Annotated in this window: 15 protein-coding genes and 1 pseudogene; 7 read left to right on the top strand and 9 right to left on the bottom strand. The window is 42.4% G+C overall.

Annotation, left to right across the window (positions count from 1 at the left end):
• Positions 1-119 precede the first annotated feature (119 nt).
• The gene (locus AB0756_RS24910) at positions 120-809 is read left to right on the top strand and encodes a M15 family metallopeptidase (protein WP_050046689.1); all 690 of its coding nucleotides are present in this window, start codon (positions 120-122) and stop codon (positions 807-809) included.
• 152 nt (positions 810-961) lie between these two features.
• Here AB0756_RS24910 and AB0756_RS24905 read toward each other — a convergent pair.
• Positions 962-1,450, bottom strand: a pseudogene (locus tag AB0756_RS24905) (ankyrin repeat domain-containing protein); the annotation flags it as partial.
• Positions 1,451-1,609: 159 nt separating this feature from the next.
• Here AB0756_RS24905 and AB0756_RS24900 point away from each other — a divergent pair.
• The gene (locus AB0756_RS24900; RefSeq protein ID WP_050046691.1) at positions 1,610-2,095 is read left to right on the top strand and encodes a pentapeptide repeat-containing protein; all 486 of its coding nucleotides are present in this window, start codon (positions 1,610-1,612) and stop codon (positions 2,093-2,095) included.
• 116 nt (positions 2,096-2,211) lie between these two features.
• On the opposite strand, the gene AB0756_RS24895 is transcribed toward AB0756_RS24900, so the two are convergent.
• Both AB0756_RS24895 and AB0756_RS24890 read right to left on the bottom strand, forming a co-directional pair.
• On the bottom strand, positions 2,212-2,916 hold the full coding sequence (locus AB0756_RS24895) for a DJ-1/PfpI family protein (RefSeq protein WP_050046692.1): 705 nt from the start codon (positions 2,914-2,916) through the stop codon (positions 2,212-2,214).
• 386 nt (positions 2,917-3,302) lie between these two features.
• Positions 3,303-4,427, bottom strand: coding sequence for an RNA-guided endonuclease InsQ/TnpB family protein (locus AB0756_RS24890; RefSeq protein ID WP_038087593.1), 1,125 nt, complete (start codon positions 4,425-4,427; stop codon positions 3,303-3,305).
• 213 nt (positions 4,428-4,640) lie between these two features.
• On the opposite strand from AB0756_RS24890, the gene AB0756_RS24885 reads away from it, so the two are divergent.
• On the top strand, positions 4,641-5,315 hold the full coding sequence (locus tag AB0756_RS24885; RefSeq protein ID WP_038087526.1) for a LuxR C-terminal-related transcriptional regulator: 675 nt from the start codon (positions 4,641-4,643) through the stop codon (positions 5,313-5,315).
• A gap of 268 nt (positions 5,316-5,583) precedes the next feature.
• Here the strand turns inward: AB0756_RS24885 and AB0756_RS24880 are convergent, their stop codons facing one another.
• Together AB0756_RS24880 and tal are read right to left on the bottom strand one after the other, a co-directional pair.
• Positions 5,584-7,530 (bottom strand): APC family permease, encoded by a 1,947-nt coding sequence (locus AB0756_RS24880; RefSeq protein WP_038109267.1) that lies wholly within the window; start codon positions 7,528-7,530, stop codon positions 5,584-5,586.
• Between the two features lie 678 nt (positions 7,531-8,208).
• Positions 8,209-9,372, bottom strand: coding sequence for a transaldolase (gene tal / locus AB0756_RS24875; RefSeq protein WP_038109264.1), 1,164 nt, complete (start codon positions 9,370-9,372; stop codon positions 8,209-8,211).
• 281 nt (positions 9,373-9,653) lie between these two features.
• On the opposite strand from tal, the gene AB0756_RS24870 reads away from it, so the two are divergent.
• From AB0756_RS24870 to AB0756_RS24860, 3 genes are all read left to right on the top strand, one after another.
• Positions 9,654-9,920, top strand: coding sequence for a hypothetical protein (locus tag AB0756_RS24870; protein WP_038109262.1), 267 nt, complete (start codon positions 9,654-9,656; stop codon positions 9,918-9,920).
• A 671-nt stretch (positions 9,921-10,591) separates the two neighbouring features.
• Positions 10,592-10,945: a DUF1257 domain-containing protein gene (locus AB0756_RS24865; protein WP_038072906.1), complete on the top strand. Its 354-nt coding sequence runs from the start codon at positions 10,592-10,594 to the stop codon at positions 10,943-10,945.
• A 57-nt stretch (positions 10,946-11,002) separates the two neighbouring features.
• Positions 11,003-11,152 carry a PsaJ protein gene (locus AB0756_RS24860; RefSeq protein ID WP_050046693.1) on the top strand — a complete coding sequence of 50 codons (150 nt, stop codon included), beginning with the start codon at positions 11,003-11,005 and terminating at the stop codon, positions 11,150-11,152.
• A 204-nt stretch (positions 11,153-11,356) separates the two neighbouring features.
• Here the strand turns inward: AB0756_RS24860 and AB0756_RS24855 are convergent, their stop codons facing one another.
• Both AB0756_RS24855 and AB0756_RS24850 read right to left on the bottom strand, forming a co-directional pair.
• Positions 11,357-12,214: an SDR family oxidoreductase gene (locus AB0756_RS24855; protein WP_038072904.1), complete on the bottom strand. Its 858-nt coding sequence runs from the start codon at positions 12,212-12,214 to the stop codon at positions 11,357-11,359.
• 299 nt (positions 12,215-12,513) lie between these two features.
• A complete protein-coding gene (locus tag AB0756_RS24850; RefSeq protein ID WP_038072902.1) occupies positions 12,514-12,975 on the bottom strand; it encodes a DUF3592 domain-containing protein in 462 nt (153 codons plus the stop codon).
• A gap of 219 nt (positions 12,976-13,194) precedes the next feature.
• On the opposite strand from AB0756_RS24850, the gene AB0756_RS24845 reads away from it, so the two are divergent.
• A complete protein-coding gene (locus AB0756_RS24845; RefSeq protein WP_272899937.1) occupies positions 13,195-13,326 on the top strand; it encodes a hypothetical protein in 132 nt (43 codons plus the stop codon).
• Positions 13,327-13,378: 52 nt separating this feature from the next.
• On the opposite strand, the gene AB0756_RS24840 is transcribed toward AB0756_RS24845, so the two are convergent.
• Both AB0756_RS24840 and AB0756_RS24835 read right to left on the bottom strand, forming a co-directional pair.
• The gene (locus AB0756_RS24840) at positions 13,379-14,311 is read right to left on the bottom strand and encodes a hypothetical protein (RefSeq protein WP_050046694.1); all 933 of its coding nucleotides are present in this window, start codon (positions 14,309-14,311) and stop codon (positions 13,379-13,381) included.
• Positions 14,312-14,314: 3 nt separating this feature from the next.
• Positions 14,315-16,417: a WD40 repeat domain-containing protein gene (locus tag AB0756_RS24835; protein ID WP_050046695.1), complete on the bottom strand. Its 2,103-nt coding sequence runs from the start codon at positions 16,415-16,417 to the stop codon at positions 14,315-14,317.
• Positions 16,418-16,527: the final 110 nt, after the last annotated feature.

The raw sequence follows: 16,527 nt of genomic DNA, 5'->3' as shown, positions 1-16,527 counted from the left end.
ATCCCGGATTTCTTACAAGTGAGAAAAAAACACTTGAATTAGCCAGATTTAAGTAATATAAATTGATTTTTCCTTCATCTTCCCATCGCTTAAATTCTTCTATCCGAACAAGTAGTTATATGGCAACCATACGGGAAAACCCAATATTCCGTATCGTTTGGCAGCAGACACCAATCCAAGAGTGCGGCGAGCCTATGATTGACCTATCAAAGTTTAACTTTGTGCTCGATCCAGTATACTTTAAGCAAGGAATAAGCAATTCACCTGTATGCTTTGTTCGGGAGCAAGTAGCCCATAAACTTCAGCGCGTTCAAGATAATCTTGGTAGGTATCGGTTAAAAATTTGGGATACTTGGAGACCGCGCTCATTACAGGCTAAACTTTACGATTATTACCGGAGCAAGCTTGCGTTCGAACATCCCGATTGGGATAAGCTTCGTCTAGATGAGGAGATGACTATTTTTGTTGCTCGCCCAGATATCAATTTGATTCCTCCACACTCTACGGGGGGCGCAGTAGATATAACTCTGGTTGACCAAAACGGTAAAGAACTTGATATGGGAACCGATTTTGACCATTTCGGTCCGGAGGCTGCTTCACTTTACTTTGAGTCACAGCAGCAGGAAAGATCTGCTGAGATTTGCTCAAATCGCCGATTGCTTAGGTCTGCCATGTCTGCCGAAGGTTTCCGGTTTGATGAGTTTGAATGGTGGCACTTCGATTTTGGAAACCAGTGCTGGGCTGCTGCTTTTGGTTATTCATTTGCAATTTACGATGAGATTTCTGAGCCATTGCATACTTCTATTTAGGTAAAACCCTTGGGTATTTTTGAGTCTTGAATAGGGCTATACCAAGCCTGATTTTCCAATGATGGTCTATTCTGAAAGCTCAAATCCCAATTTAGTCGCTTTGCAAATTTTCTACCTACTACGGATGGACTCTCATTTTGATAGCCTAAATTTCAACTTGAATTTTCTTCCGTTTTATAAACCCATATTCCTTTTTCGTTTCGTCTTTGTTTTTGACGCTTTGCTTCTGCTAAGATTGTTGCTCCTGGTTCAAATTTTGGGACAGTTAATGGAGCCAGGAAATTATAAACATCTTCATGACCATTACTGGCAGCCATAGCAACAGCTTTGGTTCCATAGCAATCTCCTATATTTACGTCTGCACCTGCTTCAACAAGTATTTTGACAACTTCTATTTGACCGTATAGAGCTGCTATCGTCAAAGCAGTATCTGCTTCTTCTTCCATTTGGAGGTTAACGTCGGCACCACCTTCGATTAGTAACTTAACCATTTCTACATTACCTACACTTGCTGCTCGTGCTAAAGGAGGTAGATCGTAAATAGAGTTAAGCTCCACTCCCTCATTAATTAAAGTTTTAACAGTTGCTATGTCATTAGCATTGATAGCCTTTATCAATTGAGTAAGCTTAGTCATCACGTCATTCCTGCATCCAAAGTCAAAAAGTCAATGAGTTAGCTCGAACGCTCAAAAAAACAACTATTTCTAATTTTATACCCACTCTTAGAGCTTGTTTGATAAGGTAGACCAGAGGTTTAGTGAGTTATCTTTAAAGGTGTTGATTAATGTGGAAGTTAAATTATGGATGGAGAAGAATTGAGAAGAAGATATGCTACTGGGGAGAGAGATTTTAGCGGTCTCAATCTTAGAGGTGTCAATATTAGCGGCTCCGATCCCTGGAATGACAATTATGTCGGTGCTGACTTGAGTGGGATTAATCTCAGTGGTGCCAACCTGTATGAAGCCAACTTGGCTGGTGCCAATCTGAGTCATGCTAATCTCAGCAGTGCCAACTTGACTCGTGCCCAATTGACCAACTGCAATTTGAGGAGTACTAATTTCAGTGGTGCTAACTTGACTAATGCTGAAATGACTGCTGTCAACCTGAGAGATGCCGATCTCAGAGATGCCAATTTGTTTCGTGCTCAGATCATCAACACCAGTTTGAGTAACGCGAATCTCAGTGGTGGCAAGAATATTAGTACTGTTAACTTTGAAGGTACTATCGTCCATAACCTTGTTATGGAAGATGGAACTGTAGTTGAGTTCTGCGACCATGATTGGTGAAACTGAAGTGAATACAAGGTTATGGACACAACCTCTTCCATTAGGTGGCTCACGATCGTTAAGGAAGGCAGACTTCGAGTTGACTGTGGTGCGGGCGTCCTTGCCCGCACATGAACTCAAACTTCCACACCTGCTAAACGTTCTGATACCTGTCGTGCGACTTTGCGGAATTCATCAAAAGCTACTGCGTACTTTTGAAGCACCTTTTGAGTGAGTTCATGCCCTGCCAATTCTGGACTACCCGTACCGTAGGGTGGGTGAGGTGCATACTCAATCGTCAATTCCACTTCTTTGCCAGCATCCTCACCGCGTAGCTTTCCTAAAACAATTAACGCAGCATCAAATGAACCAGAAACTGGGCTTGCTGTGATTCGATTTCTGTCTGCGACAACTTCACCCCCCGTCACTGGAATCGCCCCAAAATGACGGAGTTCTTCAACGAGTGAGAAAGTTGCTGTAGCGCGATACCCTTTTAGCAAACCTACAGCAGCCAACATGAGGCTACCACCGCAGATTCCAATTAAGTACTTCGCTTTATTGCCTCGGTCTACTAGGAATTCTAAAGCCTCATCTGACAATATGCCTGTAGAAGCTCCAATACAGAGGACATCAAGATCTGACGGGCATTCCGCAAAGGTTGTTGTAGCGTGCATCGGAAAATTTGGATACCCGACAATGAGATCTGTATTTTCCCAAATAAAGTGGATATCACAATCCGGAACAACGCTAAATACGGTATAGACTCCAATGATGTCTGGAATATAGCAGTTGGGGCTGATAAAGATACCAATTTGTAGTTTGTTTGAATTTTGAGTATTCATTTGAAGCAAACTCAAGTAAAGTTTCAATTACAACAATTTTCAAATTAATAGACCATACAAAGTAGTACGGTTGAGGACGCCCATCCCACAAGAGCATAGTATGGTTCATTGAGTTGAAAACTTCTGTAATACCATGTTCGGCTCATGACTTAAATTAAGTGGTTCGTAGTTGCGACATATGCGCTAACGCGCAACTACAAACCTAGTATCAATATTTACTCGAACATGATATGAGTTGTGAAGTCACTTTTGTGTTTTCACAAAGCTAAGATAGTACATTATGCTAAGTGATAAATAGACCTCGAACGAGTACACTTTGCCGCAGTAGCAACAGCCAGAACGAGCATTGACATACTCCTCAGCCTAAAGGCGTGAGGATTCTAGGCTCAAACAACAATTGCAGGCATTGCCCGTCTTACATCGTCTAACCCAACAGTTGATGCCCCAACTGTACAAATATTCCTGGCGGCGTTCTTGTCTCGCCCATTCACAGACTGACAGGACGGGCAACGCCATTCTCTAATAGATAAATCCAAGTTTTCCAGGATATGCCCGCAATGAGAACAAGTTTTGCTGCTGGGATACCAGCGATCTATAAATACGACTTGCTTGCCTTTGTTTTTGGCAACCCATTCCAAGATTTGCAGAAATTCTCCAAAAGCTAAGTCCGATATTTTGCGTCCCCAAAGGCGTTGCATTCCTTTGAGGTTGAGCGTTTCAAAGCACAGCACATCGAACCTACTAGTTAGGTCGTGGGCTAACTTCCAAAACCAATCGCGTCTGGAGTTGGTTATATCTTCGTACTTGCGTACTAAATTCTTTCTAGCACGCTCTCGATTGGATGAACCTTTCAGCTTTTTAGAATGTCGTTTACTCGCTTTTTTGATAACGTTGAGAGACCGTTTCAGAAATTGTGGTGATTCAATGCTAGAGCCATCAGAGCAACTGAGGAATGTTTTTAAACCAAAATCAAATCCCGCTATCTTACCAGTCGTGAATTTGATTTGTGGTTCAACTGGGAAGTCAACCACGACGACTATAAACAATTCACCCAATGACGTCCGTTTAATGGTTAGTGTTTTGACCGTTCCCTCAATCTCTCTGGATTTCCAAAATTGATAAACTCGTTTTCCAATCTTGACCCTATTGCCACTTAAAAACTTATACCCTGCTTGCTTGAGGGTGAACGATTTGTACTTCTTGACTTTCTTGAACCCTGGTGGACGAACCCCCTTCTGATTATGTTTAAAAAACAATTGGTATGCTTTTTCAATGCGCTGACAGATATCCTGTACTGCCTGAGAGCCTACCGATTGCCAAAATGGATTGCGGAACCGCAATTTGGCAACATGAGATTGAAGTTTCGCACAACTCAAGTGCTTGCCCCACATTCGGTAGTACCGACGATGCAAAGCAATGCAATGGTTATAGACTGCCCCAGAAGCGTTGATCGTTCGCTTGAGGTATCTATTCCGCTTGTGTTCGTACAGCTTGAACTTCAGTGTTTTCATGCTAATATTGTACACCAATAGTCTGTACAGTATTATGAAAAAACGTTTGGATTTCAGGTTAGAAGAATACGAACTCCTCATACTCGAAGAGTATTGCAATTCTGTGGGGAGAACAAAATCAGATGTACTTAGAGAACTTATTAGAAGTTTAAAGACAAAGAAAAAGCCGTGCTAGAAGCACGGGGCTTTAGACCCATATTTTCGGTAAGAATTATGGTAACTTCTTTACAGTCATTATTTCATGCGATCGCTCAGGCTCAGAACGAGCAAGAACTTCGACAATCCATCATGGCAAAAGTAGGACAATATTTCGCTGCTACACGCTCGGGGTTGACTTTTTTAGATGAGTTTCCTGCTGTAGATGCCAACACTCCAGCCCCCATCAAACTGGCGTTATCGTTAGATTATAATCCTGTTCTGCGCTATTTGGTTAAGCGCCATGCTGCCGTGCATGATGAAGTGATTTTGCCTCCTGGGGTTTGGCAAAAAATTTGTCCTCGTGCAGATCACGGGCATGTAATGGTGGGTCCGGTTGTAAGCAACGGTCAACTTGTAGGGGGAATTGCCTTTACACGCCACCGCAGCGATCCAGCTTTCAATGCAGATGATTTAGCAGATTTAAGTGCTTTATGTATACATCTTTCTACACGGCTGGCAGTGTTGCGTTCAAAACCAGTTGTCTTTGAATTAAATTACGATCGCCTGACTCCGAGAGAAGCTCAAATTGCCGAACTAGTTGCAAAGGGACTGACCAGCGCGGAGATTGGTGCATCTTTATGGATTACAGAAAACTCTGTAAAGCAGGCTCTCAAGCGGATGTTTCGCAAACTTGCAGTCTCATCACGTGCTGAGATGATAGCGCAACTTTATACGAAGGCTAATAGCTAATAGCTAATTGCTAATTGCTAATAGTTAATTGCCAGGTTTTTATTAACCATTAATCATTAGCCCTATCTCCTTACGGAGACGCTACGCGTTGCGAAGCTATGCCCGCAGGGCTATACGCCCTTCAGGTTCGCCAGTCCTCAGGGCGCGGGAAACCCGCCTGCTTTCTCTGGACTCAGTATTAGCCATTAGCCATTAGCCATTAGCCATTAGCCATTAGCCATTAGCCATTAGCTATTAGCCTTTAGCCATTAGCCTTTAGCAATTAACCCTACCCTCCAACATGAATCGCAGGACGCATCTCGCTGTTTTTCTCGGCTTTGCGAAGCACTTCACGGGTGACAACAGGAATATCGCCTTCACCAAACAAAATAAAGCGCAGTAGGTACTTGATTGGGTTACCCTCTGCCCAACCAAAATAAGCATGGGGGATCGTACCCGTGCGATCGCGAAGATAAAGAAGTATAGCAGCAATAGCATTAGGTACAGCAGCACTGTCTGCACGCAGAATCCGGTAGCCACCAACTTCCACTCCTTTGACTCTGATGATATTTGCAAACTCTGAAGCATCAGATACTGACACCTCTAAAAAGAGAATGGGATCGGTTAGTGGAATGTGGTTGTCTTCGCGCACCTCTTTTTCTTTTAAAAGATACTCTTGCACATCGCCAGCATTCAAGCGGTTTGCAATAATTCGTATCGTCCCCCGGCTCTCTTCTGTGATAAAGCGAGCAGCGGTTTCGTCTAGTTCAACGCGCTCCACGCGTAACTCAGTTGAACGCCACACGCGTGATATCAAGGAGGTGCAGATGATAGTAAGGATAAAGAACGTTGCTATTCTAATCCCCTCGGGTCTTTCAATAATATTTACAACAGTCGTATATATAAATACCAGTGTGATAGTTGCAAAAGCAAATACTTTTCCCTTTGCTCTGCGGTGGTGGGCTGATAAAGTGACTGCAAATGCTGCTGTGCTGATCAAAACAAGCACGCCTGTAGCATAAGCTCCGCTTTGAGCTTCTACATTCGCTTTAAAGATAATTGTGACGGCAAAGGCAATTAGCATATAAACTAATACCAATGGTCTGGATGCTAATGCCCAACTTGGTGCCATACCGTATCTCGGTAGATAGCGGGGTACGATATTGAGCAGACCCGCCATAGCAGATGCACCTGCAAACCATAGAATCGTGATGGTACTGATATCGTAAAGTGTGCCAAAGCCATTGCCCAGGTATGTATGTGCTAAATAGGCAAGAGCACGCCCGCTTGCTTTGCCTCCAGCTTTAAATTCTTCTGGTTGAATCAGTAAAGTGGTTATCAAGCTGCTAGCAAGTAAAAAGAAGCTCATGATTAATGCAGCAGATGTGAGCAACTTATAGGTATTGCGAATGCGACCTTTGGGCTGTTCTGGAGCATCTTTGCTACTGCCTTGCACCAGGGGCATCACGGCAACCCCAGTCTCAAATCCGGATAATCCCAATGCTAATTCTGGAAATAGCAAAATGGCTACCCCAAGCATGAGTATGGGGTTGTGATGGGTTGCAAAAAGTGTAGTTTGCCAGTCTGTAATAACCGATGGGCGATTTAAGATTTGATATACACCGACGCCAATGACAACTAAGTTTAATGATAGATAAACGATAACTAGAAAGACTGCAATACCGATCGCTTCTCGGAAACCTCTCAGAAACACTGCGCCCAGCATTGCCACAAGTAATAAAGTAATAGCGAGCGCTTGATTGTGAAACCAACTTGGTACGAGGGGGTTTTCAATGATATGAGCTGTAGCATCAGCTGCAGAGAGAGTAATGGTGATGATGAAGTCTGTTGCCACAAAGCCAAGCAGACACAGCACGAGGAATTTACCTTGCCACCAGGGAAGGAAGTGGGCGAGCATTGCGATCGACCCTTCACCATTGGGGCTTTGAGCAGCAACGCGTCGGTAGATCGGCAACGCGCCAAAGAGTGTTAGCAGAACTAGAATGAGGGTGGCAAGGGGAGAGAGCGCACCCGCTGCCAATGCTGCAATACCCGGTTGATAGCCAAGTGTCGAGAAATAATCTACCCCAGTCAGACACATGACTTGCCACCAAGGATGGCTGCGGTGTGCTTCTTCCTTACGATAAGGACCGTCTTTGTCTTTTCGGTCTTCTTGGAGCAGCCAGTGAACGATCTGTCTGCCGAGCCGTTTTGTTAGAACGATTGGTTTCGCCATCAAACGCTTGCTGCTTCTATTTGATAGTTGGAGATAAAATATACTTTCGAGTTTATTTTACTATAAGAATCCTAGTAAATTCTTCCTAAAAAATTTCCACTCTTATAGGTTAGGCATTTTTCACCAAAAAGTATATGAGGTCTGTAATGTTTAGCCTGCGTAATATTTTAAATTTGTTTAGCCTTATAATGCTTTAGCTCCTCCCAACTCCCTAAAAAATGGAGGGTAAGGCACTTTTTCACTTCCCCTTAAAGAGGGATAAGGTACTTTTAAAACTCTCCTTGTTAAGGAGAGCCTCTCTTTTGGGGAGCTAGTTCCTTAGGGAGTGAAACCCTCCGTAAGGAAATGGCATCCGGGTTCCCTTAAAAAAGGTGGCTTTAAAAGTATTTTCCCCCTTTTTAAGACTCCGGCGTACACAGATCTCTAGAAAAGACATGAAACATCCTAAAAAAGGAGGAATTAGAATCAACTTCCCCCCTTGTTAAGGGGGGTTAGGGGGGATCGAAACCTCAAGAACGCCCTTTAGAAGACTTGTGTACACCACCGTAGCCTTGTTAAGGGAGGGTAGAGAGGATCTATAGTTTTGGATACCTCAGCCACTACTTTTAAAGCATCCTCTAAGATATTGGAAACACCCCGTGGTCTTATTTCTTACTCCATGTTTTTCTGAAATTTCAATTAAACAGGAGATAAACGATTCACCTTTTCTTCCAAGGAGCTGATGAGAGATTGGTAAGGTTGAATGAATTTGTCAATTCCTTCTTTTAGTAAATTGCTCATCACCTCGTCCAGATTAATATCGATCTCTGGATCTTTAAGGTTTTCGATAAGGTTGTAGGCTTCTTCTACCTCAAGGTCAATACGATTTGCTGGAGCGCAGTGGTCGGCGCAAGCTTCTATAGTGTTGGGTGGCAAAGTGTTAACAGTGTCGGGACCCACTAACGCATCTACGTACATAACATCACTATAATTGGGGTCTTTTGTGCTGGTGCTAGCCCACAATAGCCTTTGAACTTTAGCACCTTTTGCTGCCAAAGCTTGCCATCGATCGCTTCCAAAAATCTCTTTGTATTTTTGATACGCTATTTTAGCGTTAGCGATCGCGACTTTGCCCTTAACAGCTTTTAACTTTGCTTCCATGGCAATGTCGTCAACACCTTTTTTCAGTTTTTCGTCAATGCGTTTATCAATGTTGTTATCAATTCGACTGAGGAAAAAACTCGCTACGGAGGCGATTTTACTAATATCCTTCCCTTCTGCTAACCGCTTTTCCAAACCTCGAATATAAGCCCAAGCTGTCTCGACATAGCTGTTTACTGAGAATAGCAAAGTTACATTAACATTGATACCTTCACTGATGACTTGTTCCACAGCAGGTAAACCCCGAGTTGTACCGGGAATCTTAATCATCACGTTTTCCCGCCCAATGTCTTGGTAGTAGCGTCGAGCTTCCTCAATTGTCCTTTCAGTGTCATGGGCAATGACTGGTGGTACTTCTATACTAACGTAGCCATCCAAACCGTTTGACTCTTCATAAACAGGTTTGAAGATATCGCAGGCATTACGAATGTCATCAAAGATGAGTGATTCGTAAATTTTATCAATTGGTAACTTCGCTTTAACGCCAGCTTCAATATCAGTATCGTAAATTGCATTACCCTTAATTGCTTTTTCAAAAATGGATGGATTAGAGGTAATTCCACGGATACCGCCATTTTCAATCAGCTGTTTGAGTTCCCCGGATTGAATCATGTCACGGGTCAAATTATCCATCCAAATACTTTGACCGTAATCTTTAATCTCGACAAGATGGTTCTTTGGCTTAGTTGCTTTATCAGTCATTGTTTGATTCCAAAAAATTGTGTAAAATATGGCACATCTTTACAAGTTTCTTCTTAAAGAAAAGCAGAGAGTAGAAGGCATTTATGAGGTATACATAATTTCTATTTCAAACTCAGTCATCTTGCCTCTACTAAATGGTATAAAGCCCTACAAAGTTTTTTGCTAAAGTCCTATTTTGTAGCTATCTTTATAGCGAATCGCAATCTTCATTAATTCTAATGAGGGATGCTTTATAGAAACAAAAGTGCTCACTTTGTTATGAAGCAACAAACAAACCAGTTATGTTTCCCAATCCTCAAGACTATCTGTCTGTTTCTCCTGAGTATGGCGAGTTTCTTGAAGAGTACTATACATTCCTAAAGTATTCTAGAGAAGTGTCACAAATATGTGTATTAATTAAAACTTTAAATGAGGAAGGGAACACCCAAATTCTTTCTTTGCTCGTGCAGGCGTTACAAGGGCACTCATCTGCTACAAAAGCGTATATACACCTGATTGAAATGTACAGACAGATGATTCAAAAATACTGGAACAATATCCAGTGTTGAGATTTAACCGTGATTGTTCGGTAATAATTTCTGTACTTGACAACAAGTATAAAGATAACTCACTCAATCTCCGGAGCATCCTCTTCACTCCAGTTAGAAGATTCGATTTCACCTAGCCCATTGAAAACCTTTCTCTTGCGTTCACTTAGCTTATTGTGTTCCAGAATACAACCTTTTAAACTAGAGAATCGTCCTTAAGGTTGCCTGTAGTTTAAATCTACAGACAGGGAATTGTCGTGTTTAAGGTAACTACTATCGAATGTATCACATCAATATTGAGATTTGTTTAGGAACATTCACAATGCCAATTCAAGTAACTACTGAAAGTTTTCTTGTTGCTAAAGCCTAATTATGTTTCAACCACTGTCTTCTGAAACTCAGCTTTTACCGCCTGTTATTAGCCTTCTTTGCTTTATAACTATTTGTGTATTAACTGTCTTTATGTTGTGGTCGATGTGGCGGGCTGCAGGGATTGGATTTGCCACTATCAAACGGTTGCATCAAATTCAATGCTCAAACTGTCGATTTTTTACAGGCGATTATCGTCTTAAGTGTACTATACACCCAATTTTTGCCTTAACTGAAGAAGCAATCAATTGTTCTGATTTTTGCGTCAAGAATAAACCTGTCCAAAAGCCATTTTTCTCAAATTTTTCTAGGAGGAAATAACCGTGTCTCACTTTCGTAGTTTTCCCACTAAACTCACCGATCTTGAAATTCTGAAAACAACGCTACGCGATTTAGGCCTTCATGCGATCGTAAATGGTACGGTCCGTGGCGTTAACGGTCAGCGAGTTTCTGCTGATATTGTGGCTGTACTTGATGGAGAATGTGACCTTGGCTGGTCTCGTAATAATGATGGAACTTTCGATCTGATTGCTGACATACCGGGTGTTGCTATCAAACACAATCAGGCCCAGCTTATTCATTCTATTAATCAAAAGTACGCAATTAATAAGACCTTAAGCCAAATCAAACAACCCGGTCTGCAAAATTCTAATGTCAAGTTAGTAGTGCAAAGTTAGTGGCTTTATAGTGAGGTCGCTTGAGTTAATAGTTATTAGTTCTTTAAGGAGTATTCCATGCAAAAGCGAAACGACCAAACAAACTATTTTCTTCAGTATCTTTCTCTAGCACCAGTTCTTGCTGTTGTTTCAGTGTCAGTTGCTTTTACGACTTGGGCTTTGTTTAACTACGTTTTTCCAGACCTTCTCTTTCATCCAATGCCATGATGTATATAAAATTACAATAATATGGCTATATCTTCTGAGTGAGGTTTAATAATTTGCTCGCTAGCAAAATAGACAAGAGGAGCAAATCTGAGTTTGCATTCACCCCTGGTTGTATCGGGGGTTTTTTACATTGCAAGTATAAAAAAGCTTCTGAGATATCTCAGAAGCTTTGAGAAAAAGATAGTAACGACCAAGATAAAATGACTAGGCGTTGACAACTTCGCCACCGTTAGGATGCAGAATTTGACCTGACATATAAGAAGAGTCATGAGATGCCAGGAACACATAACAAGGTGCTACTTCTTCTGGTTGTCCGGCTCTTTGCATGGGAACTTGAGCGCCAAAGCTCTTGACTTTATCTTCTGGAAAAGTGGAGGGAATCAAGGGAGTCCAGATAGGACCGGGAGCTACACCATTGACTCGAATACCTTTCTCAACCAAGGATTGTGATAGAGAACGAGTGAAAGCAACGATCGCGCCCTTAGTCGCGGAATAATCCAGCAGCTGGGGGTTGCCTTTATAGGCGGTGACTGAAGTGGTATTGATAATAGCGCTACCTTCTTTAAGATGTGGTAGTGCTGCTTTAGTTATAAAGAACATACCAAAGATATTGGTGCGAAAAGTCCGCTCCAATTGCTCGGCTGAGATGTCTTCAATACTCTGTTGTGGATGCTGTTCTGCAGCATTATTAATGAGAATATCCAGATGTCCGAGTTGATTAACAGTTTGCTGTACAGCTTCCTGACAGAACGGTTCGCCACCAACATCTCCCTTAATCAACAGACAACGCCTACCTTCAGCTTCTACCAAACGCTTGGTTTCTTCTGCATCCTGCTGTTCGCTCAGATAAACAACAGCCACATCCGCCCCTTCTCTAGCAAAGAGGATTGCTGTTGCGCGACCAATACCGCTATCCGCACCTGTAATTAGCGCTACTTTACCTTCTAGCTTGCTGCTTCCTTTGTATTGAGGATTTTGAGACTGGGGCTTTGGCGTCATTTCGCCTTCTCTTCCAGGCGGATTCTGATGTTGAGGCGGTTGTAATTCTTGTGTTTGAGTCATAATGTTTTCACCGTTTTTGGTTTGCTAATTTCTAACAACTTTGGGGAAGTTATCTAACAGTCAATACACTTTCTTGTGTCAACGCTTTCATTGGCTTCTCACAAGCAACCAATGGCAGATCTCACCATTCACAATGAGAGTTTCTGACTGCATCCTGTGAGTGGTGCCATTGGAAGTAAGGCTAATTAATTTAATCAAGCCGTTAGGGCTATCTCATCCGTCTTGCGATGGGGATGAATGAGATTTAAAGCTTTTGCAAGTTGTGTTACCCGATACCAGTTTTGTAGAAACAGAAGTTTTCATGGCTTAAAACTCATCAAACGGGGGAATGACTTGATAAGTACAATTCCTCCAATCAACACAAAAATTAAACCTATACTGGTAAAGATGGTTGGAAACAACCATAATTCGAGCCAAGAATCAATCCTCGCTTCCTTTGGGTTTTGAGGACTGTACAGCACTTCTACTTGCTGACCTAGAGTAAATGCTGGTGGGTTGCTACCTGCGTTTGCTTCAAAAACTGTTGGTTCACCAGCATTGGTGGTAAATCTCACGACTGGATAGTAAACAAAAGAAGAGTCACCGTCGCTATCTGTTGATAAACGTTCCACCAACGCGATAATTTTCCCTTGTGTTAGTACTGATGAGGCTACGAAGGAACGAGTACTTATGCCAATAATTATACCCGTGACAGCAAATATGCTACCAATACCAGCAAATATTGAACCAAACATACGAAAGAATTTGACATCTTCATCCATAATAGAATATTCAAAACTTAGACTTAGTTAAAATTACTGGATTAAAACTCATTGATAGTTTAAGAAGAAATCGGGGAAAACTAGGGGAGAGGTATACACGTGAAGTGCGATCGCATTAAAGATTTCTTCATCATTTCTCAGAAAGAATACTCCTGGCATTTAAAATCAACTTTACTAAAATAGCTAAAGTTTAGTTTAAACATTTGCTGGCAAGGTAGGATGCATCAGATAGGAGATATAATTGCACAACGGTATCGAATTATCGATATTCTGGGTCAAGGTAGAGTTAGAATTACCTACGCCGCAGAAGATATTGAAATGGCAGAAGTGAATAATTTTTTATTGGAATGATCTAAATATTCCTCACATATTGGTTGCAACAGCCAAGCTTTGCTAAACTTAACTAAAATAATAATAATTCTTCAAAAACCTCAGAAGTTATTTGAAGGTGATTGGGCATTTTGCCAATATACAGGTAGTCGTAGAGGTGATTCTTGGCGCAGTGTCCGTGTAGTAATCCTCCCAAAAGTAAGCGCTCCCTAAGGAAATCAACAAATCCCATTTCATCACCGTCGTCAGCTATAGTACAGTCTGCTTTAGCCATACCAACCTCAAACCCCATTGGCTCACAAGTACTCATAGACATACCAACTGGTAAGAAGTCTACAGTCAAAACCTCTGGATCTATTTTGTTTTGAAGGCAATAGTTGCGAGTCCAGTCATCGACCTTTCCTTCTCTCCAATCTTGCCTAAACTTTTCTTTTGACTCCAAAACCTTTGTCAAGCTTTCTTCTAAACTCAAAAAGGTCATTCCTTGTATATACCAACGAAGTTCATCCGTGTCATCTAAGTCATCAGACAGATTTGAGCAACTAGAAAAGCTTAGCGCGATCGCAGTTGGCTCAAGTGACTCAATTAAATCTTTTGATATTGGTTTTGATGCAAACAGTTCGACTGAATGAATACATTCATACCAAGCACGAACAGAAAAGGGTAGTGTTCCCCATTGTTGTTCAACATCATCTAACAGTTGTAAGGTCTGGGATTGAACTGGAACAATCACCTGCTCTGGCTGTGAAAATTCAAAACCTAATTTCTTGAGCCGATGTACTATTATCTCTAAATTGAGTTTGGCACGCCTCATAGTCTCGCGTGCAACGGCTAAAGCATCAGCCTTTAAAGAAGGCTCAACGATTTCACCCAATGCTTGAAGTTCCTTCCAAACACTTTCGCGATCGCCTGCTAAATAGCGGTAGAAAAATGTCTGTGCTGTCATAATATCGAGATTTTTCTCATTGCAACGCTCACCCTTTCTGCGATTGGTACGAATACTCATTCACTAAGCCCTTGCTAACAGGTGAACTCCACCGCTAGAATCACCAGCGATCGCATAACGTCCATCGCATGAAAGGGCGCACTGATAGAAGATTGCGTACCCATTGTATGTATCCTCGACTGTCTTGGACGCAGTGTTAATTGATTGTAACGAGCGTTCGGAGGCAACTAAAACGGTTTGACCGTCTTCTGCAATACTGACAGAACGCAAGTCTTTTAGATGAAATTGAGCGGTGTCTAAAACTTGTTTGGTTTCAATATTGATGCGACACAAAAACGTACCTTTCTTACTTCCAGAAACCAAAACCATGACGCGATCGTCAACAAATTGCGCCGACATAACCCAGTCGCCAGGAATATCCAAACTTCCTTGCTGTAAACCAGTTTTGGCATCCCAAATAGCTATTTTTCTCTTAACTTTATGAGACAGCGTTACTAATTTATTGCCATCGGGTGCAACTGCAATAAAGCCAAAATGTAGGCTTCGATCTCCTAATTTTTTAGCAGTTTGCGTCCAAAGAAGACGATGTTGGTGCAAATCCCAGCACTGTAACTGATTAACATTATTGTCCCAACTATCATCATTTGGGTCCGGATTGAAGTACGCAAGATTGAACGCTAATTGATGATTTGTTGATACTTGAATATCACTCACCAATCCCGTGCGTCCTTCAAATACTACGGGTAAGCTTTCACCACTGATGTCGTATAAAATCAGATGGTCGCCACTTCCTACCACAGCGTGCTGTTCGTCTAACATTTGCAGACTTGATATTGACCTCGGACGGTCAAAATTAGGCGATATTGTTCGCACCAACTGACCTGTTGTTGTGTCCCAAATATTCAATTTTCCCTCGTCTGTAGAAGAAACCAGCGTTGTTCCATCTCTGGAAAAGGCAATGTGGCACTCCCAGTCTGTGGGATGAGAATCTATCGATGCCACCAGCTTATTCTTCAGAAAATCCCACAGCCTGATACCCCCTTTATTATCGGCAGAAGCAGCGATAGGTGTGCCGTCGCTACGTATAGTGATGATAGTTTGACGGACTGGACTGGGGTGATTGCCTTCATTAAAGGTTTCGCTTGAGGGTAAAGCCCACAAGAAAACTTCGCCTGAACGGGTACCGGAGAGCAGTTTAGAACTGTCATCTATAAAAGCGATCGCTGTATGCTCCTCCCCACCCACATCCAGAACAGCCAAACGTTTGGATGTTCCACTGTTCCATATTTGTAATGAATTGGAGTAAAAAGCGAGCGCGAGGGTTTTGGCAATCGGATGCAGACAAAGGGCTTGGGTAATTTGCTCGGATAAAGGTACAATCTCGCGCTTCTCGCCCGTGAATATGTTCCAGAGTAACACTTCCCGATCTGCAGACAACAAGCTTAAGCTATCGGAGGTAAAGCAAAGCCCTCGTGGTGTATTTTTATGAGGAACGTTGTTTCTATTCGATGCCAGGTAAAGACCGCCTCTCACCCACGTGACCATAGCTTCCGCGTTGTAGAATACCCGTTCTAACTGCCCTGTGTGGAGATTCCACAACCGTAAGGCGTTGTCCAGAGATGCTGATGCGGCGAAATGCCCGTCAGGGGATATAGCAACGGTCATGACGTTTTCTGGGTGTTCCATCTTCTCGTGTAGAAGCATCCCGCGCTCGATATCCCAAACGCACAGCCGTTCGTCCTCTCCACCGGATACGGCTATAGTGTCAGTGGCAGCGACACTACGCACGTATTCGGAATGACCTTCAAGCGTATAAAGCAGTCTCCAGGTCAAGGTATCCCACACTCGCACCGTTGTATCATCGCCCCCAGTAATAAGTCGTTGCTTTGAAGGTGTTAGCGTCAGCGAGTTGACAGGTCCGTGATGACCCTCCAAACGGTGCAGAACCTCACCACTGCGGATTGACAAGACAAGCAGTTGAGTGTCTTCACCAGCGGTGACGATTGTATCTCCGTCAGGCATACAGGCAATTCCATGTACTAGAGATTTGTGAGGACGCCAGCATACTAATGGAGCTATTGGTGGTGATGGAACGATTCGAGGCAATAATTGGGGTGCCAGCATCTTTTCTAAAACAGCTCGCGCTCGTGATGTAATGATTCCCATATCATAGTAGATATTAGCTCAAAACTATACTTTAGTTTACAGTAAATATACTGAATGCATTTTGAGGGCGCATTTCTGATTCTTGTAGAGTTTAGTACATTGAATGCTCA

Origin of the sequence: Tolypothrix campylonemoides VB511288_2, from assembly GCF_045999855.1 — a bacterium.
Lineage (GTDB): Bacteria > Cyanobacteriota > Cyanobacteriia > Cyanobacteriales > Nostocaceae > Scytonema > Scytonema bouteillei_A.
The sequence above is the reverse complement of the archived record's forward strand: the minus strand, read 5'-3'. Positions and strand labels throughout refer to the sequence as shown.

Excerpts from the sequence above, each read along its gene's own strand:
- AB0756_RS24910 (WP_050046689.1), top strand. The coding sequence starts at position 120 with ATGGCAACCATACGGGAAAACCCAATATTCCGTATCGTTTGGCAGCAG.
- AB0756_RS24900 (WP_050046691.1), top strand. The coding sequence starts at position 1,610 with ATGGATGGAGAAGAATTGAGAAGAAGATATGCTACTGGGGAGAGAGAT.
- AB0756_RS24895 (WP_050046692.1), bottom strand. The coding sequence starts at position 2,916 with ATGAATACTCAAAATTCAAACAAACTACAAATTGGTATCTTTATCAGC.
- AB0756_RS24890 (WP_038087593.1), bottom strand. The coding sequence starts at position 4,427 with ATGAAAACACTGAAGTTCAAGCTGTACGAACACAAGCGGAATAGATAC.
- AB0756_RS24885 (WP_038087526.1), top strand. The coding sequence starts at position 4,641 with ATGGTAACTTCTTTACAGTCATTATTTCATGCGATCGCTCAGGCTCAG.
- AB0756_RS24880 (WP_038109267.1), bottom strand. The coding sequence starts at position 7,530 with ATGGCGAAACCAATCGTTCTAACAAAACGGCTCGGCAGACAGATCGTT.
- tal (WP_038109264.1), bottom strand. The coding sequence starts at position 9,372 with ATGACTGATAAAGCAACTAAGCCAAAGAACCATCTTGTCGAGATTAAA.
- AB0756_RS24870 (WP_038109262.1), top strand. The coding sequence starts at position 9,654 with ATGTTTCCCAATCCTCAAGACTATCTGTCTGTTTCTCCTGAGTATGGC.
- AB0756_RS24860 (WP_050046693.1), top strand. The coding sequence starts at position 11,003 with ATGCAAAAGCGAAACGACCAAACAAACTATTTTCTTCAGTATCTTTCT.
- AB0756_RS24855 (WP_038072904.1), bottom strand. The coding sequence starts at position 12,214 with ATGACTCAAACACAAGAATTACAACCGCCTCAACATCAGAATCCGCCT.
- AB0756_RS24850 (WP_038072902.1), bottom strand. The coding sequence starts at position 12,975 with ATGGATGAAGATGTCAAATTCTTTCGTATGTTTGGTTCAATATTTGCT.
- AB0756_RS24845 (WP_272899937.1), top strand. The coding sequence starts at position 13,195 with ATGCATCAGATAGGAGATATAATTGCACAACGGTATCGAATTATCGAT.
- AB0756_RS24840 (WP_050046694.1), bottom strand. The coding sequence starts at position 14,311 with ATGAGTATTCGTACCAATCGCAGAAAGGGTGAGCGTTGCAATGAGAAA.
- AB0756_RS24835 (WP_050046695.1), bottom strand. The coding sequence starts at position 16,417 with ATGGGAATCATTACATCACGAGCGCGAGCTGTTTTAGAAAAGATGCTG.